Source organism: Eubacterium sp. 14-2, assembly GCF_000403845.2.
Lineage (GTDB): Bacteria > Bacillota > Clostridia > Lachnospirales > Lachnospiraceae > Petralouisia.
The window spans coordinates 1,577,821-1,600,104 of sequence record NZ_KE159567.1 but is presented as its reverse complement, the minus strand read 5'-3'; the positions used below and the strand labels follow the sequence as shown (position 1 = coordinate 1,600,104).

The window sequence follows — 22,284 nt, the reverse complement described above, 5'->3', positions numbered from 1 at the left end:
CCTTATGATTACGCAGCAAAATCAACTTTTACTGTGCTAACCCTGATAATAATATCCCACGCCCCATTTTGTGTGTACATATTTCGGTTCACTGGGATTACTCTCTATTTTTTCCCGCAGCCGCCGCACATGAACGTCCACGGTGCGCACATCTCCCGGATAATCGCTGCCCCATACCAGGTTCAGCAGTTTCTCCCGGCTGTACACTTTATTGGGATTCAGTACCAGCAGTTCCAGTAAATCAAATTCTCTGGCTGTCACGTTGATTTCTTTTCCCAGAATAAACAGCCGCCTGCTTTCCCCGTCCAGCTTCAAATCCCCATGCTCCACCAGCCTGGAATCTGCTTTTTCTGACTGATGAGGAGAAGTCCTTCTCATAATAGCCTTAATCCTGGCTTTTACTTCCAGGATATTGAAGGGCTTTGTTATGTAGTCATCAGCTCCATATTCCAGCCCCAGAATTTTATCCATATCGTCGCCTTTGGCTGTGAGCATCACAATGGGCACAGAAGAAAATTCCCGTATGTGCTGACATACCTCGAATCCATCCATTTTCGGCAGCATAAGATCCAGTAAAATCATATCATAACTGTTTTCCGTAGCCAGCTTCAGCGCTTCCTCGCCATCGTAAGCACAGTCCACTTCCATGCCGTCCTGCTCCAGACTGAAACGGATTCCTTTTACGATTAACTTTTCATCATCCACTACAAGAACTTTCTTTGCCATATTTTACACCTCAATCAACCCTGATGCTGTCCTTTATCCTGGAAAATACACCATCTTTGATTCCTTCTATTTTCATCAAATCTTCTGTACACTGAAAACTGCCGTTGGCTTCCCTGAAGGCCAGAATACTTCTGGCCTTTGCCGCACCGATTCCCGGCAGCGTCATCAGCTCTGTCTCTGTGGCAGTATTCAGATTAATTCTGCCATCCTCCTGCCCAGGTTCCACAGGCAGGCCCTGAGCCGCTTCCTCTGCGTCCGGAATATACACCATCTGTCCGTCTTCCAGAATCCCGGCCTGATTCAGGTTTTTCGTATCTGCCTCTTCCGTAATTCCTCCTGCCAGTTCTACGGCCTGAAAGATGCGGCTGCCCGCTTTCAGTTCATAGACGCCGGGCTTTGCCACCGCACCGCTTACCTGCACATAAATCACCGGATTTTCCTGTACTGCTTCTTCGGATGTTTCTTCCGGTCCGGAAATTCCCTCCGAAAACGCTTCCTCCTGCCCGGTCAGCAAAAGTTCTTCTTCCTGCCTGCCCTGGCAGCCCCCTGCTCCGGTCAGCAGAAACAGTATAGTTACAGCATAAATGATTTTCTGTTTCATACTTTTCTCCATTCTCTTCTGATTTCACAGTTACAGATGTCTTTCACTGCAGCGGCCTGTCTGCCCCTGCCGAATAAAAAATACAGAGAAAAGTCTTATTCACGAATCTTTTATATTGTAACGAAATTTACGAATTATTACAAGAGTATTTCAAAAATATTGAATTTTTTTCAACAGCTCACCATTGCCCGGAACTGAAAAATCCTGTCTATATGAATGAACCTTTCTCAGGATTCCCACTTAAACAGAATAATTCCTCCAATGCAGACTGCCATGCCTATCACTCTGCGCCATGCAAAAGGCTGTTTATCCACACCAAACAGCCCGAACAGTTCAATCAGATATGCCACAGCCAGCTGTGCTGCCACAATTAACATCACTGCCTGAGCCGGTCCCAGAGTATCCATACTTTTAATTACCGTATAGGTAATGAATGCACCGATAACTCCTCCCAGAAGCATATATTTCGGCTGTATCTGCAAAATCCCCCCGAAGCTGCTCCTGTCTGTAAAGAACCAGCCCACCAGGCAGATCATCAGGGCTGAAAACTGTACCCAGCTGTTGCTGACCCACATGCTGGTTCCTTTCGTTACTCCTGTATTAAATACTCCCTGAACACTCATCAATGCTCCTGACAACAGGGCAATAAAAATTCCAATCATGGTTTTTCCTCCTGACACCTCTGTTTTTATGTAGGATATACCATAACTGGAATTTTTATACCGAATCACAGGTAAAACATTCCGGCCCGACTTCTGATTTCCAGATATCCGACACTCTGTTACCTGCTTTTCTTTCTGAAATAATCATCAATTTCTTTTTTTATCTTCTCAGGGGGCAGCGTTTTTAAAAGATAGCCCGATGGTTTCAGAGGGATTACCTTCTGAACGCTTTCTTTATCCACTCTGCTGGTTAAAAACATAACCGGGATGTCTGCAAATTCCTTCTCAGAACGAATCATTTCCAGCACCTGGCTGCCATCACAGACAGGCATCTCATAATCCAGAATAACCAGATCCGGCCGGCTTAATGTAATGCCTCTGATTGCCCCCAGCCCGGAATTGCTCTCTGTAACCTCATAATCATTCCCCAGAAGTTCTTTCAGGGTCTGCCGCATAAAATCTGAATCATCCACCACCAGAATTTTCTTCTTACTGCTGGCCTGTTTCTGATTCTCGTGGCTCTTATCCAGATACTTTTTCACCTCTGTCATTGCATTCTCTGCTTTAATGGCAGTTTCATTTTTTTCGGAACCCTTATTCTGTTCCGGAACCAGATGAGGTGCAATGGCACAGAACGCAAAATATCCTTCCCCTGTATCAAACAGCAGGCTGAACTGAGGTTTCTGACCTTCAAACCTTTTCTGAAACTGTTCAAAACTCAGCAGATTTTCTTCTCTCATCTCATATCCGTCCGAAGATATAAACATCTCTCCGATACGGCTGGCAAACCGCTGAGCTGTAAATCTGGCAGCGTTCACCATCATAACGTTCAGTTCTTCCGACTGGTCTCCCAACATGCGTCCGATGGTATTAACAAGAAGTTTTTCTTCAAACACCAGAATGATTTCCCATTTTTCCTGCTGGCTGGCACCATAAACCATTCGGTAATAAATCCCTTTTCCAAACTTTTCTCCACCGTAACATTCGCTGACCACCCGTGCTTTCAGCTGGAACATATCTTCCAGAAGCTGAAGAATCATCTGCCGCATGGCTGCCTGTTCTTCTTCCGGCAAAAGACTGCCCCACCTGCTCACAACTTTTCCTGTAATGGCCCGATCCTCCGTCAGTGTGTGGCCAATCAGCCAGCCGGCGCAGACGCCGAGAAAATGATTCATTGCCTCCGGAGAATAATCCGACTGATTCAGCTCTTTCTCCAAAGCCGGAAGCGTTTTTTTCCGAAAATTATCGTGCACCCGTCTGTGTGTATCGAACCCCGCGTAGCTGATGGATGCCATATAAACCTCTTCCTCTGCAAAATGCTTCATGGCATGTTCCTTAAAATATTTGATTCCCTCCTGACAGACCCACTTACTTCTCTCATCTTTATTTCTGTCAGCAAGGAGTTTTCGCAAAATACTGAACAGCTTCCTGTGTTCCCTGTCAATAACTTCCACTCCTATATTAAACCGATCCTGCCATTCTAACTGATTCCCCATTACTATCCTCCTTTTGTATCATGTTATCTTTCAGTTTTTACTGTTAGCAAAACCATATGTTTGCATTATACAAAATGTTTCCATATATGTCACTACCTTTTCCTGATTTTTCGGGAAATTTTTTCCCCTTTTTTTCACAGACCAGATCCAAATCTGATTGAAAAACCATCTGATATACATTATACTGAAAAAAACATTCCACTGAAACATCTGAGGCATATGGTTATTTTTATACGTGAACTGCCCGGCCTGGCTGTCCGAAACTGTCTGAACCAGAAACAGGAGGTTAAACTATGGAAAAACAGTAACAGCACGTTTACATTCAGTCCGCGTATGAATCAAAAATCCCTCTCAGAATCTCTTTCATCTCATCCACATGTTTTCTTTCAATCACAAGCGGCGGCACAAACCGCAGCACATTATTTCCTGCGGTAATGAGAATCAGGCCCTGTTCCAGAGCTTTTTTGCTGACTTCTCCTGCCGGCACCCGGGGCTCCAGCTCCAGGCCCTGCAGCAGGCCCAGCCCCCGTCTTGCCTTCACAAATCCGTAATCTTTTTTCACCTGTTCCAGCTGTTCTTCCAGATAACCGGAAATTTTCTGCACATGGCCGGTAATATTCTGCTCCTTAAAAATATCCAGCACTTTACTGACAGCCGCGCCTGCAAAGGGGTTGCCTCCATAGGTGGTGCCATGGTCTCCCGGTTTCAGGGAAGCACAGGCCACTTTTTCCGTCACCAGAAAAGCTCCCACCGGAACACCGCAGCCCAGTGCCTTTGCACATGTCATAATGTCCGGCTTAACGCCGTAATTCTGCCACGCAAACATCTGGCCGCTTCTTCCCATACCGCACTGAATTTCATCCAGAATCAGCAGAATATCACGGGCTTCACAAATCTCTTTTACTCCCGCTAAAAATTCCTTTGCCGCAGGATAAATACCGCCCTCCCCCTGTACCGTTTCCATAATCACAGCACAGGTTTTCTCATTTATCAGCGCAGCCACGCTGTCCGGATTATTATATTCTGCAAATTTTACAATGCCGGGCAGAGGCTCAAAAGGCTCCCGGTAATGAGCATTTCCTGTTACAGCCAACGCCCCGAGGCTCCTTCCATGGAACGAATGCTCCATGGCAATAATCTCATGGTCTGTAGTACCGTCTTTTTCGTAAGCATATTTTTTGGCCGCTTTTATGGCTCCTTCTATTGCCTCAGTTCCGCTGTTGGTAAAAAATACCCGCTCCATGCCGGAAACCTCACAGAGTTTTTCTGCCGCTTCTATGATGGGCTGGTTATAATACAGGTTTGAAGTGTGGAGCAGCCTGTCTATCTGCTTTTTCAGGGCAGCATTGTATTCACTGTTCCCATATCCCAGGGCCTGCACTCCGATTCCTGCCGCAAAGTCCAGATATTTTTTTCCTTCTGTGTCATAGAGATAAAGTCCTTCTCCCCGCTCCAGTATAATCTGATAACGGTTATAGGTATGTAAAATTGCATGTTCCGCCTGGTCTATCCATGCATTTGCTTCCATCTTATTTTCTCCTTTTCCATTTCCATACACTGGCAGCATATTTTGCCTGCCCTGTCACAGATTCCCGACTGCTTCTCAGCCTTTACAGTAAAACCGTTCCTCACTGTCTCCCAGAATGGCAGTTCCGATTCCACGGTTTGTAAAGATTTCCAGCAGCAGGCAATGGGGAATCCGTCCATCCAGAATATGCACTCTTGACACTCCGTTTTCAATAGCGTCAATACAGTTATTCAGTTTGGGCAGCATTCCGCCTCCAATAAATCCGTCGCCAATCAGTTCCCGGGCCTCGGAAACAGATAACTCGGAAATCAGGGTAGATTTGTCTTCGGGATCTCTATATACCCCTTCAATATCCGTCAGAAATGCCAGTTTTTCCGCATTTACCGCTCTTGCAATGGCGCAGGCTGCATCGTCCGCATTGATATTATAGGTGTCAAAGGCGTCTCCCAGGCCAATGGGGCACACAATAGGGAGAAAATCTTTTTCCAGCAGATCAGACAGCACTTTGGGATTTACCTCTTTCACGTCGCCCACAAAACCGATATCCTGGCCCTGGGAATATTTTTTATCCACTTTCAGGAGCCCTCCGTCCTTTCCGCTGATGCCAATGGCGTTGACGCCCAGCTCCTGTACCATCTGCACCAGTGATTTATTGACCCTTCCCAGAACCATTTCCGCAATTTCCATGGTGGCTGCGTCGGTTTTGCGCAGGCCATTTACAAATTCCGGCTCCATACCGGATTTTTCCACCCATTTGCTGATTTCCTTTCCGCCCCCATGGACAATGATGGGTTTAAATCCCACCAGCTTTAACAGTGTTACATCCTGAATTACACTTTTTTTCAATTCCTCATCCACCATGGCGCTGCCACCGTATTTTACCACAATAATTTTGCGGTTAAACCTCTGGATATAGGGCAGAGCCTCAATCAGTACCTCTGCTTTCTGCAGGATTTCCTGCATATTTTTATCTTCCATTCTTTCTTCCTCCTACGACAGTTTCCAAATCTTTTCTGCCGCTTTGTTCTCTTATCCCTTTTACGAGACTGTTATTTTATCATTCTCTTTCACCTGGCATTCTCATAACATTGCCAAACGTCCTCTGCCAACACTTTCCAGGAATCGTATTCCAGTTCTTCCATCAGATCATCCCAGCCGCCTTTTACTTCCATGGGTATCCTCCGGCTGCCCAGTTCCCGTCCAAGCCATCGGGCATAATCATACACCTCCTCCGGAAACTGTTGTTCAAACCCACTGCTGAAATACTCCATACACCACAACATTCCCCCATTGAATGAATGTTTTGCACCATCCTCCATTTGAAACTCAAACATCAAAACACCGTGGGAATCTGATTTCAGGATAAAAGATTTCACATCCTGCCAGGTATATTCTTTCTGATGGAAAAAACAATGGTATTCTACGCCTTCCAGTGTAAAACGCTGAAACCAGCACATACTTCCAATAATTCCGGCTATGGTGAGAAAGACCGCCAGCAGTCCGGCCGCGCATTTCTTCTTTCCGGAAAAATCAGCTTTGATTCCTTCTCCGTTTTCTTCTTCAAAATATCCTTTCAGCCCTGCCTGGCTAAACAGCCAGAGAAACACTGCAAACAGAATCAACGATAATGCAACAGGAAGCCCGGTTCCGGTAAGCAGATAAATGCTGTCTGCACCGTAATACCACTGATATCCTGCCTCTACCACAGGCAGTACCACAAAAAAGATGAGCAGAATGCATAAAACTGCTGCCAGTACGCGAAGGATTCCTCTTAATACTCTCATAATGATTTCCTGTCAGGAACGGTAATCCGCATTGATCTTTACATAATCATAAGTCAGATCGCAGCCCCAGGCGCAGGCTTCTGCTTCTCCCATCTTCATATCTGCCAGAACCGTCACTTCTTCCTCAGACAGAATTTTTGTAGCTTCTTCCTCACTGTAATCCGTCGCCACGCCATTTTTGTAAATCTGAATGCGGCCGGATTTACTCTCAAAAAACAGCTCTATGGTTTCCGGGTCAAATTTCACTCCGGAATAGCCCAGAGCACACAGAATTCTGCCCCAGTTGGCGTCATGGCCATAAATAGCCGCTTTTGTCAGAGAAGAACAGATAACGGACTTTGCAAGGATTTTTGCATGTTCCTTTGTATCTGCATGTATGACCCTGGTTTCAAATAAGGCAGTTGCACCCTCCCCGTCTCCTGCCATTTTTTTTGCAAGGGTGGTATTGATATAATTCAGCGCCTCTTTAAATTTCCGGTAATTTTCATCTTTTTCGGTGATTTCAGAATTTCCGGCCATACCGTTGGCAAGAAGGAGTACCGTGTCGTTGGTAGAGGTGTCTCCGTCTACAGAAACCATGTTATAGGTATCCTGCACATCTTCCTTCAGTGCTTCCTGCAGCAGTTCTCTGGAAATAGCCAGGTCTGTGGTCACAAAACTCAGCATGGTGCACATATTGGGATGAATCATTCCGGAGCCTTTACACATGCCTCCCATGGTTACTGTTTTTCCATTCACTTCAAAGGTCACCGCCGCTTCCTTGGCTCTGGTATCGGTGGTCATAATGGCACAGGACGCCTGATGGCCGTTTTCCGCGGAACCATTTAATTTCGTCGCCATTGCCTCCACTCCGGCTGACAGCTTATCCATGGGAAGCTGCATTCCGATCACTCCGGTGGAAGCCACCAGAACCTGGCTGGCGGGAATATTAAGAACCTGTTCCACAGCTTCTGCTGTCTTCCGGCAGTATTCCATACCTTCTGCCCCGGTACATGCATTGGCAATCCCCGCATTGATTACCACTGCTCTGGCACATGCTTTCTCCGCAACGATTTTTCTGTCCCATTTTACCGGAGCCGCCTGTACCACATTTGTGGTAAAAGTTCCTGCAGCCACTGCGTCCGTTTCACTGACAATCATGGCCATATCCATTCTGTCCTGGTACCTGATTCCCGCCGCTGCGGCCGCCGCCTGAAATCCTTTTGGTGCGGTTACTCCGCCTGTGATTATTTCCATACGCTTTCCTCCCTGCCCCGGACTCCCGGCAGCCTGCCGGTCTGAGTCCTTATTGAAATGTGGTAATATTTTCGTCGTTCAGTACAAAATCATAGTAATTCAAATCTTCCCGGAAAGTCCAGCCCACACTTTTCCAGAAAGAATTTCCCACCTCATTTTTCTTAAATGCAATCAGACAGACTTTGTTAATCTGTTCTTCCTGCAATGCCTTCATGGCCTGCACAGCCATGGATTTTCCTATGCCCCGCTTCCGGCAGTCTTCCCGGACGCATACATGATAGAAACAGCCCCGTCTGCCGTCGTGGCCGCAGAGAATGGCTCCCACAATTTCCCCCTCTGCTTCTGCCACCATGCTGGTAGAGGGATTCCTGCGGATAAACCGTCCTACCCCTTCTCTGGAGTCGTCCATACTGCGGATACCGAATCCTCTGATGGTTTTCCACAGCTCGTATACCTTTGTATAGTCATCCTCCGTCATGGGCCGGATAACGATTTTCTGATTATTTTTTTCCATTTTTCTTCCTGTTTTTCCCCGTTCTGACTGTAAACTGCAAAATTATGCTGTCCGCTGCACTGATTTTCACTCCATGCAACGCGCTTTTCTTTACGGGAACATGGGTACCAGTTCAAGTCCTTCCTGTTCCGGAAATCCAAACATCAGGTTCATATTCTGCACTGCCTGTCCCGCCGCGCCTTTCACCAGATTGTCAATGGCTCCCATCATAATAATCCTTCCGGTTCGCTCATCAATCTGAAAGCTGATATCCACAAAGTTGCTTCCTTCCACCCATCTGGTTTCCGGATACACCCCTTTTTCCAGTACCCGGACAAAATATTCATGCTTATAATATCTGTCATATACTTCTTTTATCTGTTCATAATCGGGCAGCCCCATGCTTCCGTCTTTCTGTCTGACTTTTTTCAGAGATGCATACTCCGTTGCCAGGATTCCCCGGTTCATGGGAATCAGATGGGGAGTAAAATTGATGGTGACCTGACTGCCTGCCCCATAGCCAAGCTGCTCTTCGATTTCCGGCGTATGGCGGTGGGTGGACACTCCGTATGCTTTGATATTTTCATTTACCTCGCAGAACAGATTTGGCAGCTTCGCACCGCGCCCGGCTCCGGAAGTTCCCGATTTGGCGTCCACAATCAGGGTATTCGGAGCTATCAGCCCTTCTTTTACCAGCGGCCATGCTGTCAGAATGGAGCAGGTGGTATAACAGCCGGGATTTGCCACCAGTCTTGCCTGTTTTACCTTTTCCCGGTTGATTTCACACAGGCCGTACACCGCTTCCTCCAGAAATTCAGGACTTTTATGCTGTATTTTATACCATTTTTCGTATACTGACACATCCTTCAGGCGGTAATCTGCACTTAAATCCACCACTTTTGTGTTCTGCAGAATTTCTTCTGTCAGAACCCCTGCCAGAAATCCCTGGGGAGTGGCAGTAAAAATCACGTCAACCTCCTTCGCCAGCGTCTCTATATTGTCATCCAGGCAGGTGTCTTCCACCAACTGAAACATATTTCCGTACACTCTGGCATATTTTTCATCTATGTAGCTTCTGGAGCCATACCATTTGATTTCCACTTCTTTATGTCCAAGGAGAATTCGTACCAGTTCTGCCCCGGCATACCCTGTGGCTCCGATAATTCCTGCTTTTATCATTGATTTGTTCCTCTCTTTCCCTGTAAACTCCATTCTGACAGATGGAGACGTCAGCTTTCATAATAATATATCTTTTCCGATTCGTAAAGCCCTTTTTTCTGATATTGCATAATTATACATATATTTCATGTTTTATGCAATACTTTTTTATAATAATGAATATCTTTCCCTTATCAACGTATCCTCAGATCATTTTCCGTAACATTATTGCATTTTTATAATTTAATTATGCATATTTTTTCACTTGCTATTTTGTCCCTGTTAGTATATAATGTCCGGGAAAGCAATAAGCAATTTAATACAATGGAGGACAGGTAATGAAAGAAAAAGTAATTTTAGCCTATTCCGGTGGACTTGACACCACCGCCATCATTCCATGGTTAAAGGAAAATTATGATTATGAGGTAATCTGCTGCTGTATCGACTGCGGACAGGAAGAAGAGCTGGACGGGCTGGAAGAACGGGCAAAATTGTCCGGCGCTTCCAGATTATATATTGAAGACATCACAGACGAATTTGCAGAAGAATACATTATTCCCTGTGTACAGGCAGGCGCAGTTTATGAGAACAAATATCTGCTGGGAACTTCCATGGCGCGCCCGGGTATCGCAAAGCGTCTGGTGGAAATTGCCAGAAAAGAAGGCGCTACCGCAATCTGCCACGGAGCTACCGGAAAAGGAAACGACCAGATTCGTTTTGAGCTGGGTATCAAAGCACTGGCTCCCGATTTGAAAATCATTGCCGCATGGAGAAGCGACAAATGGGATATGCAGTCTCGTGAAGAAGAGATTGCATACTGCAAGGCCCACGGCATCGACCTGCCTTTCTCTGCAGACAGCAGTTACAGCAGGGACCGGAACCTGTGGCATATCAGCCATGAAGGACTGGAACTGGAAGATCCTGCCTGCGAGCCGAATTATGACCATCTTCTGGTTCTTGGCGTATCTCCGGAACAGGCTCCTGACGAAGGGGAGTATGTTACCATGACTTTTGAGTCCGGTATTCCCAAAACCATCAACGGAAAAGAAATGAAAGTGGCTGACATTATCCGTGAATTAAACCGTCTGGGCGGAAAACATGGTATTGGTATTATTGACATTGTGGAAAACCGCGTGGTGGGCATGAAATCCCGCGGCGTTTATGAAACCCCCGGCGGAACCATTCTGATGGAAGCGCAGCAACAGTTAGAGGAACTGGTACTGGATCGTGCCACCATGGAAGTAAAGAAAGACATGGGCAACCGGATGGCTCAGATTGTATATGAAGGAAAATGGTTCACCCCGCTCAGGGAAGCAGTACAGGCTTTTGTAACCTCTACCCAGAAATATGTAACAGGTGAAGTAAAATTCAGGCTTTACAAAGGAAATATCATCAAAGCCGGAACCACTTCCCCCTACTCTCTGTACAGTGAATCTCTGGCCAGCTTTACCACCGGTGATCTGTACGACCACCATGACGCAGAAGGCTTTATCACATTATTCGGCCTGCCCCTGAAAGTCCGTGCCATGAAGATGGCGGAACTGGAAAAACAGTAAGAAAACAAAAATGTACAGCAATAAAAATCCCCTTTTCCCGGTTGTACGGGAAAAGGGGATTCTTTTTTACTCATGAAAGGCCCTGCCGGGCACTGATTAAATTTAATAAAAATGTTTCACACCTCTGGTTGTATCTTCCGTATACACCATGGTGCAGCTCTTAATTTCTCCTGCCTCATTGTAGAGAAAAGCAATGGCAAGATGGGGTTCTTCCGGCACCACGAAATTATTTGCCTCAAGTTCTTCGTCAGAAATGGTTACATATTTTCCATTCTGCAGCTCGTATTTCCCGGTAACCTCCGTTCCATCCTCCAGCGTATCCTTAACATCATAGGTACCATAAAATAATCCGTTTTCCACATCAAAATCCTGGTCTGTATCTACAGTATCTCCCAGTGCTATCAGCTGATGGCCTTTTCCGTTGGGTGCATCCTGGCTCCACTGGCCATTGTACACCTCTTTATAAAGGCTTCCGTCTTCTGTCCGGCTGCTGGCATAATACCAGATGCCGTTTCCTTCCCGTCTGCCTTCCTGATAATCTCCGTAATACCACTGGTCACAGTCACAGTCGTCAAACGTATAGAATCCGATTCCGGTTCCGCTGGTACCTCCCTCCGGCAGATAGATATAACTCCCGGTATCTTTTGCCATCTTCACAAGAGCCTGTCCTGCCTCGCTCTCCTGCAGTGCATCCAGCGCTGCGGCATCATCTGCCTCCATAGCAGCTCTGGCAGCCTCCATGGTCTCATTGTAACCCTTCATCTCTTCTGCTTTTTTGTTTATTTCCTCTGCAGCCGCCTGTAACTCTTCATCTTCAGGTATCTGCTCCAGAGCTTTTTCCATTGCTTCCTGCGCTTTCGTGTAGTTATTTCCCTCCAGCCAGGTTTCCGCTTCTGATCTGTATTTTTCTGCAGCCTGTTTCTGCTCTTCTGTAGGACCACCACAGCCGGTCAGACAAAAAACTGTCAGCATTGCCGCCGTCATTCCCGCTGTTACAAATTTTGTGTGTCTCTTCATATTCCGCCTCCGATGATTTGTGAATGCTCCATTGTGATGTTCTTCCAGATTTTCAGTTTTTAATGTTTCAGCTGGGCAACAATATCCTCCTTAAGTTCCAGCGCCATATCTTTCAGACGCCTGCTTGCATTGGAGGAAGTCAGGACTCTTGCCAGACATTTGGATGCCATTTCATATTTTTCAAAATGATAGGACATGCAGGCCAGAAGATAGTCCATGGTGTTTTCATCCATTCCGCAGATCGGATACATTTCCTCTGAAATTGCCTTGTTGAATCCCTCATATGCCTGCTGATAAAAGACTTCTTCTTCTTCCTGACATTTTTTCTTTGCTTCCTTCTCTTCCGGTATATCCTCTGACAGGGTATCTGCTTTTCCCCGCAGAATCCATGCCAGTTTCAGGCAGGTGTATGCTTTTTCGCTTTCCTTTCCCTTTTTCACCGTGGTGTTCAAAAGCGCCAGCTTATAACGGGCGATTGCCATATCATAAGTATAGAAATCTGCTTCCGGCTCCTCCTGAGGGGTGAATTTGGAAGAAATCTGTTCCCGAATTAATTTTGTCCGTGCGGGAATTATGTTGTCAAAGTCACGGGCCAGAGCTGAATATCCGCAGTGGGGACAGGAGAACACATCATATTTCAGCGTATCTATATACTGAAACCGCGGGCGCAAATCCCGGTCTGGCTGCAGTCTCCTGGTTTTCCCGCTCTTTACCACCTTTGTCCTGAAATCCTTTTCACACACTTTGCAGTGTACGGTTTTTGGCAGCAGAAAATCCTTCTCCGGAGGAATCTCCTTTTTCACTGGTTCCTTTTTCTGCTCTTCCTTATGTTCTTCTTTTTTTTCACTTTTAAGAATCTCTTTGGAATCCTCTGGTTTGAAACCGAATTTTTCCAGCCCTGAAAACAAACTCATAATATTTCTCCTCCTGTATGCCGCTACTTCTGTACCGGCAGCTTATAAGAACTTTTTAAAGATACAATTCGGTTAAACACCAGTGCATCCGGCCTGGAATCTTTTACATCTGTACAGAAAAATCCCTGTCGTACAAACTGATAACTGTCATATGGCCTGGTATCCGCCAGCGCAGGTTCCACATAACACTCTTTTAAAACAGTCAGTGAGTCCGGATTCAGATTCAGGCTTCCGTCTTCTTTGTTGTAGACGCCCTTTTCCTCATCCACCAGATTTTCGTATAACCGTATTTCACATGTTTTTGCAAAAGGCACCGGAACCCAGTGAATGGTTCCCTTTACTTTCCGCCCGGTAAAGCCGCTCCCCGCTTTCGTCTCCGGGTCATAGGTACAGTGCACCTCTGTCACATTTCCATGTTCATCCTTCACGAAACTTTCACATTTTACAAAATATGCGTGCATCAGCCGTACTTCATTTCCCGGAAACAGCCGGAAATATTTTTTCGGCGGCTCCACCATGAAATCCTCCCGTTCAATATACAGCTCTCTGCAGAAAGGAATCTGACGGGTGCCAAGTTCCTCATTTTCCAGATTATTGGCTGCGTTAAGATACTCCACCTGCCCCTCCGGATAGTTGTCAATCACCAGCTTAATGGGATTCAGCACCGCCATCATACGCGGGCGTTTCAGCTTCAGGTCCTCGCGGATACAGTATTCCAGCATGGCATAATCCACGGAACTGTTTGCTTTGGACACTCCGCACAGTTCCACAAATTTCTGAATGGATTCCGGAGTAAACCCTCTCCGGCGCAGCGCTGCAATGGATACCATTCTGGGATCATCCCAGCCATCCACAATCTCATCTTCCACCAGTTTCTTCATATAACGTTTCCCTGTTACCACATTTGTCAGGTACAGCTTGGCAAATTCAATCTGCCTGGGAGGATTTTCATACTCCAGTTCCCGTACCACCCAGTCATACAGGGGTCTGTGGTCCTCAAACTCCAGGGTACAGATGGAATGGGTGATTCCTTCTATGGCGTCTTCAATGGGATGGGCAAAATCGTACATGGGATAAATACACCATTTGTCCCCGGTATTGTGATGGGTCATATGGGCCACCCGGTAGAGAATGGGATCCCGCATATTAATATTCGGGGAAGCCATATCAATTCTTGCCCGAAGAACCAGAGCTCCGTCTTCGTATTTGCCGTTTTTCATGTCTTCAAAAAGCTGAAGATTTTCCTCAATGCTTCTTCCTGCATTGGGATCTTCTCTGCCCGGCTCTGTCAGAGTTCCCCGGTACTCACGCATCTGTTCCGGCGTCAGATCCGACACATAGGCTTTGCCCTTTTTAATCAGCTTCACTGCCCCTTCATACATCTGTTCAAAATAGTCGGAAGCAAAAAACAGGTTATCCTCCCAGTCTGCTCCCAGCCACTGGATATCCTCTTTGATGGACTCCACAAATTCCGTTTTTTCTTTGGTAGGATTCGTGTCGTCGAAACGCATATGAAATTTGCCATGATATTTCTGTGCCAGACCATAGTTCAGCAGAACAGATTTGGCATGTCCTATATGAAGACAACCATTCGGTTCCGGTGGAAAACGTGTCCTTACCGTCTCACAATTTCCTTCCTTTAAATCCTCTTCAATTTCCTGTTCAATAAAATTCCTGGAAACGATTTCATTTTCCATCTGTATTCCTCCTGAGTTCAATGTGATATAGCAAACCCGTCAGCTGCGTCTGATGTGCTGATGGGTAAACAGGTGATCCTGACAGTATTCATAATTTCCGTCGCATTTGGAGCAGAACCGGAATTCAAGGTCAGCTCCGTCCCGCTCCGTTCTGCCGCAGATGGCACACTTATGCCGGGTAATATTTTCTGCCTGCCGCATCTGCTGACGGTAGACCTGTTTTCGATGTATTTCTTTGGGCGATACCCGTTTGTAATTTCTTGTACTGAAAAAGAAAATCAGAAAATTCAGCAGAGAGGCAAGAATCGCTGTCCGCCCTGCCGCATTGGATGACAGGAACATAAATGACATCCAGACTGCGTCCACAATGCCCATCCATTTTGCCTTAATGGGGATGATAAAATACAACCGAAATTCCACATTGGGATATATCACTGCAAATGCCATAAACAGAGACATGGTAATATATTCGGTACTGAAATAATATCCGATACCGGCAACAGCCATTCCCTTTACAAAATAGTAAAACCCGTACAGCAGAAATGCACCCAGAATGGAACACAGCATACCGCCGATTAAATACACATTGTAACGAAAGGTCCCAATGGCCTGTTCAATAGAAATTCCAATAAAATAGTAACAGGACAGAAAAAAGATTAAAAACAGAATATTTACCGGAGGCGGAACCAGCAGCCAGGAAACAATTCTCCATATCTGCCCCCTCAGAATCATGGCAGGTTCCAAAATCAACATTTTCTGAACCTCCGGCATTGTGTACTGAATAATAAATCCCAATATCCAGGCTCCAATCAACCAGAAAGTCAGATTAGGAATTGCATACTTTCCAAATTTCCGTTCCATTTTATTCAGAAAACCCATAATATCCTCCTCTGCAAATATATGGTACTCAAGTATTCATTATAGATTTTCCTTTCCGGTTTGTCAACGAAAGGGGCCATAGTTTCATAAAAAGTTTATATTTCTTCCGGAGCCTTCATCTGTTCCGGCTCCATTTCTTCCATGGATTCCGGATATTCCGCTGTTTCCCGGAATTCGGGCTCCTGAAACATTCGGTCAGACTCCATCCCTCCCGGTGCCATGTTCATTCCCTCATTTTCCATCAGTTCTCCCTGCATTCTGCTCTCCGGAGTTCTGGGCTGAATACTGATTGGAATGCAGAGTTCATCTCCAATCTGCAGATTGTATACATTTACAAAGGGATTGGCAAACATTAACTGTCCAACACTTACGTGATATCGTTTTCCCAGTCGGTACAGAGTATCTCCTTTTTCGATTACATGTACCATTCCCCGGCAGGGACCCTCACTGTAAATTGGCCCAATTGGAATCGGAATAATTTTCGCCATAGGTTTATTTCCTCCATTTTGGTTCAGTCATCTCTTTACTATTATATTCCATCGGAGAAAATGGGTGCTTTGCATATCACAGGAATCTGTTCTTCTGCCTCTCACAGGGCGGTTTCGGCAGAGGCCTCCTGAAATTACATGGAAACAGCGCTAAATCTCTGATATAATAAAACTGCCATACAAAGAAAGTGCTGGCGTTAAAGTATACCAAAATGAAACAATTGAAAACGGGAAAGGAATTTCAATTACTGTAATTTGTAATTGGAAAGTGTGAAAATGAACAGTTATAGCAGGTTAAACAGCAATTTTAAACGTATTTTTCTTAGCGACAATCTGTCTTTTATCATGAACAGAGTGATACTGTTTGCAATGCCCTTATGGATTATGGAAGTCACCGGGTCTGCAGTCGTATTATCTGTATATAATTCAATCATTGTGTCAGCCAGTGTACTCATATCCCCGGTGATGGGAATCCTTTCAGACAGACTGAATAAAGTAAAAATTATAAAATCAGGGAATGTTCTGAAGTTGTTTTCTGTACTTATCATCTTTCTGCTGTTTCAGGAACCGGAAAAAAACGTATACCTGATTATCGGTGCCTTCCTGCTCCGGCATCTGTGTATTTCTATTATCAATCCGAGTACCAGTTCTCTGATTGTACATATTGTCGATAAGAATGATCTGGAGAATGCTGTGTATCTTCAGCAGCTGACTACACAGATTCTGCAGATTTTATCGCCGACCATTGCCGGAATTCTCATTTCCGTACTGAATTACAGAAACATTTATCTGGCAGATATGGGCGTGGTACTCATTGTCCTCCTTCTGCTGTCCGGACTCAGCTACGAGAAGGAAAGCCCGGAAAATCAGAAAAAGAAAGAAAAAGATTCTTCACCGGAAGTGCTGAAAAAACATCCTGCCAGAAACAGCTTTCTTGTCTTTCTGCTGTGTGCCTCTGTTATCAATGTATTAGGAGCAGCCCTGATTTTATCCATGCAGGTTTATGTGATTAATCATGAAGTTGATAAGATTCTGGCAGGAATCTTATTCGCCGCTTCCCCTCTGGGCGGAGTTATTGGAAGCCTTCTGGCAAAAAAGACCGGCCTTCAGAAATTTCAGATATACCATTCCATGATTTTTGTATCACTCATGGGCGTTTTCAATGTTATTATGGGAATATTGGCCTATTATCAGCAGACCGGATATTTTATTGCAGCCTATTTTATTTCCGGAATCTTTTTCGGACTGAGCAATACCCAGTTTGGAATTTTTTACAAAAAATACATTCCCCAGGAAGTGCAGGGACGGTTTTTCGGATTTTTGAACTCAATTTTGTTAATGGCCACACCTGTGGGAACTCTCGTCAACGGCTTTTTCATAGAAACTACAAGCGCAGCCCTTTCCATTTTTATACTGGGCCTTACGACCTGTACCTCCGGTATGATTTTCGCTGGAATTACCCGGAAAATATTTCAGAAAACAGGAGGGAAATTTTATGATGAAACCAGGGAACACACCTGATAAAGCCACACAGAAAACACTTTAAATCATGATATGAATTCTTTTCCTTTTCCGCTGTTCTTCATTTTTATTTCAGACATATATTTGAATATGGCAGCCGCAAAAACCGGTACAGCAATTCTAAACATTCCATTAAAAAATAAAAAAACAGATTGTTTTTTGTAATTTCCTGTCGTATAATAAGCGGTGTTCGATTTCGGAACACTTATATAATAGGAAGAAATAGAAATTTTTACCATTTTTACTCTGTCTGAAACATGGAGGAAATGATATGGAACATCATACATTGCACAGGCTGGGCATTGATATTGGCTCAACTACCGTAAAAATTACAATATTAGACCCTCAAAATCATATTGTGTTTGCAGATTACCAGAGACACTTTGCAAATATCCGGGAGACACTCTCTGACCTGCTGGCAAGGGCACAGGATGAACTTGGAAATCTTCTGCTGTCTCCCGTAATCACCGGCTCCGGAGGACTGACTCTTGCAAAACATCTGGAAATCCCCTTTGTACAGGAAGTAATTGCGGTGGCTTCCGCTCTGCAGGACTACGCACCTCAGACCGATGTGGCTATTGAGCTGGGCGGTGAAGACGCCAAAATCATTTATTTTGAGGGCGGCAATGTGGAACAGCGCATGAATGGAATCTGTGCCGGAGGAACCGGCTCTTTCATCGACCAGATGGCTTCCCTGCTCCAGACTGACGCCACAGGACTTAACACCTATGCCAGGGACTATAAGGCAATTTACCCCATTGCCGCCCGCTGCGGTGTATTTGCAAAATCTGACATACAGCCCTTAATCAATGAGGGGGCATCCAAAGAAGATCTGTCTGCTTCCATTTTCCAGGCAGTGGTCAATCAGACCATTTCCGGACTGGCATGCGGTAAGCCCATCCGGGGCCATGTGGCCTTTCTGGGCGGTCCTCTGCATTTCCTGCCGGAACTGAAAGAGGCCTTTATCCGGACTCTGAAACTGGATCAGGATCATATTATCGCTCCCCATCACTCCCACCTGTTTGCAGCCATGGGTTCTGCTTTAAACTGCAAACCGGAAGTTACCATGGAGCTGAAAAACATTTTAAAGAAACTGTCTTCTGACATCCATATGGAATTTGAAGTGGAACGGATGGAGCCTCTGTTTGCCACACAGGCAGAATATGACCAGTTCCGGAAACGTCACAGCAGACATCATGTAGCTGCAGGAGATCTGTCCACCTGCCAGGGAAACTGCTATCTCGGCATTGACGCAGGTTCTACCACCACAAAGGTGGCTCTGGTGGGAGAAGACGGCTCTCTTTTGTACTCTTTTTACAGCAGCAACAACGGAAATCCTCTGGCTACCGCCACTTCCGCCATTCAGGAAATCTACTCTCTGCTGCCAGAAGGCGCGCGGATTGTCCATTCCTGTTCCACCGGATATGGAGAAGCTCTGCTGAAATCTGCCTTTATGCTGGATGAAGGGGAAGTGGAAACGGTGGCTCACTATTATGCAGCAGCTTTCTTCAACCCGGAAGTGGACTGTATTCTGGACATTGGCGGCCAGGACATGAAATGCATTAAAATCAAAAACCAGACCGTGGACAGCGTGCAGCTCAACGAAGCCTGTTCCTCCGGCTGCGGTTCTTTTATCGAAACCTTTGCAAAATCCCTGAATTATTCTGTGGAAGATTTTGCACAGGCCGCTTTATTTGCCCGAAATCCCATTGACCTTGGCACCCGCTGTACCGTTTTTATGAATTCCAAAGTAAAACAGGCCCAGAAGGAAGGAGCGGAAGTTTCCGACATTTCTGCCGGACTCGCCTACTCTGTCATTAAAAATGCTCTGTTCAAGGTCATTAAGGTATCGGATGCCAGTGACCTTGGGAAGCATATTGTGGTACAGGGAGGAACATTCTACAACGACGCGGTTCTCAGAAGTTTTGAAAAAATATCCGGCTGTGAAGCTGTCCGGCCGGACATCGCCGGAATTATGGGTGCTTTCGGCGCCGCATTAATCGCAAGGGAACGCTATGAAGAAAATCCATCCACCACCATGCTCTCTCTGGAGGAAATTAATCATCTTGAAGTTGATACCAGACTGACAAGATGCCAGGGCTGTACCAACCACTGCCTTTTAACCATCAACCTTTTTTCCGGAAACCGCCGGTTCGTCACCGGAAACCGCTGTGAAAAAGGCCTTGGAAAAGAAAAAAACGAAGAACAGATTCCCAATCTGTACGCATACAAAAACAAACGGATTTTTGATTACGAGCCCCTTTCGGAAAAAGAAGCAGTCCGGGGCACCGTGGGCATTCCACGAGTGCTGAATCTGTACGAAAACTATCCTTTCTGGGCGGTATTTTTCCGTACTTTGAAATTCCGTACCATGCTGTCCCCCCAGTCCACCCGGAAAATTTATGAACTCGGAATTGAATCCATCCCCAGCGAATCGGAATGTTATCCTGCAAAGCTGGCCCATGGCCATGTGGCATGGCTGATAAAGCACCAGGCTGACTTTATTTTCTACCCCTGCATTCCCTATGAGCGTGACGAATTTCCCGATTCCAACAATCATTTTAACTGTCCCATTGTCACCTCCTATGCGGAAAATATTAAAAATAATGTGGACGAAATCACCTCCGGAAAAGTACGGTTTTTAAATCCCTTTATGTCCTTTGCTTCCAGAGAAGCCCTGGCAGAACAGCTCAAGCTGGTATTTGGACAGGAATTTTCCATCAGCCCAGGGGAAGTTCAGACTGCCGTGGACGCCGGCTGGCAGGAACTTAACGCCATTAGAGAAGATATCCGCCGCAAAGGGGAAGAAACCCTGAAATATATGGAAGAAACCGGGCGCAGAGGCATTGTTCTGGCTGGACGCCCCTATCACACAGACCCGGAAATCAATCACGGTATACCGGAACTGATCAACTCCTACGGTATTGCCGTACTGACGGAAGACTCCGTCTCACACCTCCAGGAACTGGAGCGTCCTCTCCTGGTGATGGATCAGTGGATGTACCATTCCCGCCTCTACGCCGCCGCGAATTTCGTGAAAACCAGAGAAGACCTGGATTTAATCCAGCTGAACTCTTTCGGCTGCGGACTGGACGCCGTCACCACTGACCAGGTAAATGACATCCTTTCAAAATCAGGAAAAATCTACACCTGCCTGAAGATTGACGAGGTAAACAATTTAGGAGCCGCCCGCATCCGCATCCGCTCTCTGATTTCCGCTCTGCGGGTACGGGAAAAACAGAAAACATGCCGCAATATTCAGCCCTGTCGTTACAATCGAGTGGTATTTACAGAGGAAATGCGCAAAAACTATACCATCCTCTGTCCCCAGATGTCTCCCATCCATTTCGAGCTGCTGCAGCCTGCTTTCCGCTCTGCCGGATACAATATGGCAGTTCTGGGAAATAACGGAAAATCCGCAGTGGACATGGGACTGAAATATGTAAACAACGACGCCTGTTACCCATCCCTGATTGTGGTGGGACAGATTATGGATGCCGTTTTATCCGGAAATTACGATCTGACCAGAACCGCTGTGGTCATCACCCAGACCGGAGGCGGCTGCCGGGCCTCCAATTATATCGGATTTATCCGCCGGGCGCTGGAAAAAGCCGGATATCCTGACATTCCGGTTATTTCCCTGAACTTAAGCGGACTTGAAGCCAATCCCGGTTTCAAACTTACCCTGCCTCTGCTGCAGAAAGGCCTGTATGCCCTGATTTTCGGCGATATTTTCATGCGCTGCCTGTACCGTACCAGACCTTACGAGCAGGTGCCCGGCGCAGCAAATGCCCTCCATGAAAAATGGAAACAGAAATGCATGGACTTTGTTTCCGGCTCCAAAATAGTTTCTCATGGAAAATTCAAACGCTACTGCCGGGAAATTATCCGGGATTTCGACCAGCTTCCCCTTACGGAAGAACGCAAACCAAGGGTAGGCGTAGTTGGAGAAATTCTGGTAAAATTCCTGCCCGCCGCCAACAATTATCTGGTTGAACTTCTGGAAGCAGAAGGGGCAGAGGCTGTGGTGCCTGATTTAACAGACTTTTTGCTTTACTGCTTCTACAACCAGAATTTCCGGGTGGAAAAGCTGGGACAGAAAAAATCTGCTGCCCGCAACGCCAACCTGGGTATCCGGTTCCTGGAATGGCTCCGGAGCGCTGCAAGAAAGGAATTTGAAAGAAGCCGGCATTTTGAGCCGCCGGCGCGGATTGAAACTCTGGCAAAATATGCTTCTCCTGTTGTTTCTACCGGAAATCAGACAGGAGAAGGATGGTTTCTTACCGGAGAAATGCTGGAACTGATTCACTCCGGCACCAACAACATCGTATGTGCCCAGCCCTTTGGCTGTCTGCCCAACCATGTGGTGGGCAAAGGGGTGATTAAGGAAATCCGCCACCGCTATCCCCTTTCCAACATTGTGGCCATTGACTATGATCCCGGAGCTTCCGAGGTCAACCAGCTCAACCGGATTAAACTGATGCTTTCCACCGCCCAGAAAAATCTGGATCAGGGGAATGCAGTATAA

18 protein-coding genes are annotated in these 22,284 nt (G+C 46.0%); 3 read left to right on the top strand and 15 right to left on the bottom strand.

Annotation, left to right across the window (positions count from 1 at the left end; translation table 11 throughout):
- Positions 1-36 precede the first annotated feature (36 nt).
- From C805_RS14515 to argC, 10 genes are all read right to left on the bottom strand, one after another.
- Entirely contained in the window at positions 37-726 is a 690-nt protein-coding gene (locus C805_RS14515; RefSeq protein ID WP_016214626.1) for a response regulator transcription factor, read from the bottom strand.
- Between the two features lie 10 nt (positions 727-736).
- On the bottom strand, positions 737-1,327 hold the full coding sequence (locus tag C805_RS14510; protein ID WP_016214625.1) for a helix-hairpin-helix domain-containing protein: 591 nt from the start codon (positions 1,325-1,327) through the stop codon (positions 737-739).
- Between the two features lie 227 nt (positions 1,328-1,554).
- A complete protein-coding gene (locus C805_RS14505; protein ID WP_016214624.1) occupies positions 1,555-1,989 on the bottom strand; it encodes a DMT family transporter in 435 nt (144 codons plus the stop codon).
- Positions 1,990-2,108: 119 nt separating this feature from the next.
- Complete coding sequence (locus C805_RS14500) at positions 2,109-3,485, bottom strand: hemerythrin domain-containing protein (RefSeq protein WP_016214623.1); 1,377 nt, start codon at positions 3,483-3,485, stop codon at positions 2,109-2,111.
- Between the two features lie 322 nt (positions 3,486-3,807).
- The gene (locus C805_RS14495; protein WP_016214622.1) at positions 3,808-5,013 is read right to left on the bottom strand and encodes an aspartate aminotransferase family protein; all 1,206 of its coding nucleotides are present in this window, start codon (positions 5,011-5,013) and stop codon (positions 3,808-3,810) included.
- Between the two features lie 75 nt (positions 5,014-5,088).
- Positions 5,089-5,991, bottom strand: coding sequence for an acetylglutamate kinase (gene argB, locus C805_RS14490; protein ID WP_016214621.1), 903 nt, complete (start codon positions 5,989-5,991; stop codon positions 5,089-5,091).
- Positions 5,992-6,080: 89 nt separating this feature from the next.
- The gene (locus C805_RS14485; RefSeq protein ID WP_016214620.1) at positions 6,081-6,797 is read right to left on the bottom strand and encodes an Asp23/Gls24 family envelope stress response protein; all 717 of its coding nucleotides are present in this window, start codon (positions 6,795-6,797) and stop codon (positions 6,081-6,083) included.
- A gap of 12 nt (positions 6,798-6,809) precedes the next feature.
- Complete coding sequence (argJ, locus tag C805_RS14480) at positions 6,810-8,033, bottom strand: bifunctional glutamate N-acetyltransferase/amino-acid acetyltransferase ArgJ (protein WP_016214619.1); 1,224 nt, start codon at positions 8,031-8,033, stop codon at positions 6,810-6,812.
- A 49-nt stretch (positions 8,034-8,082) separates the two neighbouring features.
- A complete protein-coding gene (locus tag C805_RS14475; protein WP_016214618.1) occupies positions 8,083-8,547 on the bottom strand; it encodes a GNAT family N-acetyltransferase in 465 nt (154 codons plus the stop codon).
- Positions 8,548-8,637: 90 nt separating this feature from the next.
- The gene (gene argC / locus C805_RS14470; protein ID WP_016214617.1) at positions 8,638-9,705 is read right to left on the bottom strand and encodes an N-acetyl-gamma-glutamyl-phosphate reductase; all 1,068 of its coding nucleotides are present in this window, start codon (positions 9,703-9,705) and stop codon (positions 8,638-8,640) included.
- Between the two features lie 317 nt (positions 9,706-10,022).
- Between argC and C805_RS14465 the strand changes: the two genes are divergently transcribed.
- Positions 10,023-11,240: an argininosuccinate synthase gene (locus C805_RS14465; RefSeq protein ID WP_016214616.1), complete on the top strand. Its 1,218-nt coding sequence runs from the start codon at positions 10,023-10,025 to the stop codon at positions 11,238-11,240.
- Between the two features lie 102 nt (positions 11,241-11,342).
- On the opposite strand, the gene C805_RS14460 is transcribed toward C805_RS14465, so the two are convergent.
- The 5 genes from C805_RS14460 to C805_RS14440 form a co-directional block, all read right to left on the bottom strand.
- The gene (locus tag C805_RS14460; protein ID WP_016214615.1) at positions 11,343-12,257 is read right to left on the bottom strand and encodes a hypothetical protein; all 915 of its coding nucleotides are present in this window, start codon (positions 12,255-12,257) and stop codon (positions 11,343-11,345) included.
- A gap of 59 nt (positions 12,258-12,316) precedes the next feature.
- Positions 12,317-13,171 carry a DUF2225 domain-containing protein gene (locus C805_RS14455; RefSeq protein ID WP_016214614.1) on the bottom strand — a complete coding sequence of 285 codons (855 nt, stop codon included), beginning with the start codon at positions 13,169-13,171 and terminating at the stop codon, positions 12,317-12,319.
- 23 nt (positions 13,172-13,194) lie between these two features.
- Positions 13,195-14,868 (bottom strand): glutamine--tRNA ligase/YqeY domain fusion protein, encoded by a 1,674-nt coding sequence (locus C805_RS14450; protein WP_016214613.1) that lies wholly within the window; start codon positions 14,866-14,868, stop codon positions 13,195-13,197.
- Positions 14,869-14,907: 39 nt separating this feature from the next.
- Positions 14,908-15,747: a hypothetical protein gene (locus tag C805_RS14445; protein WP_016214612.1), complete on the bottom strand. Its 840-nt coding sequence runs from the start codon at positions 15,745-15,747 to the stop codon at positions 14,908-14,910.
- A gap of 95 nt (positions 15,748-15,842) precedes the next feature.
- The gene (locus C805_RS14440; protein ID WP_016214611.1) at positions 15,843-16,235 is read right to left on the bottom strand and encodes a LysM peptidoglycan-binding domain-containing protein; all 393 of its coding nucleotides are present in this window, start codon (positions 16,233-16,235) and stop codon (positions 15,843-15,845) included.
- A gap of 276 nt (positions 16,236-16,511) precedes the next feature.
- On the opposite strand from C805_RS14440, the gene C805_RS14435 reads away from it, so the two are divergent.
- Positions 16,512-17,756, top strand: a complete 1,245-nt coding sequence (locus tag C805_RS14435; RefSeq protein WP_016214610.1) for an MFS transporter — start codon at positions 16,512-16,514, stop codon at positions 17,754-17,756.
- A gap of 271 nt (positions 17,757-18,027) precedes the next feature.
- Positions 18,028-22,284: a 2-hydroxyacyl-CoA dehydratase gene (locus C805_RS14430; protein ID WP_016214609.1), complete on the top strand. Its 4,257-nt coding sequence runs from the start codon at positions 18,028-18,030 to the stop codon at positions 22,282-22,284.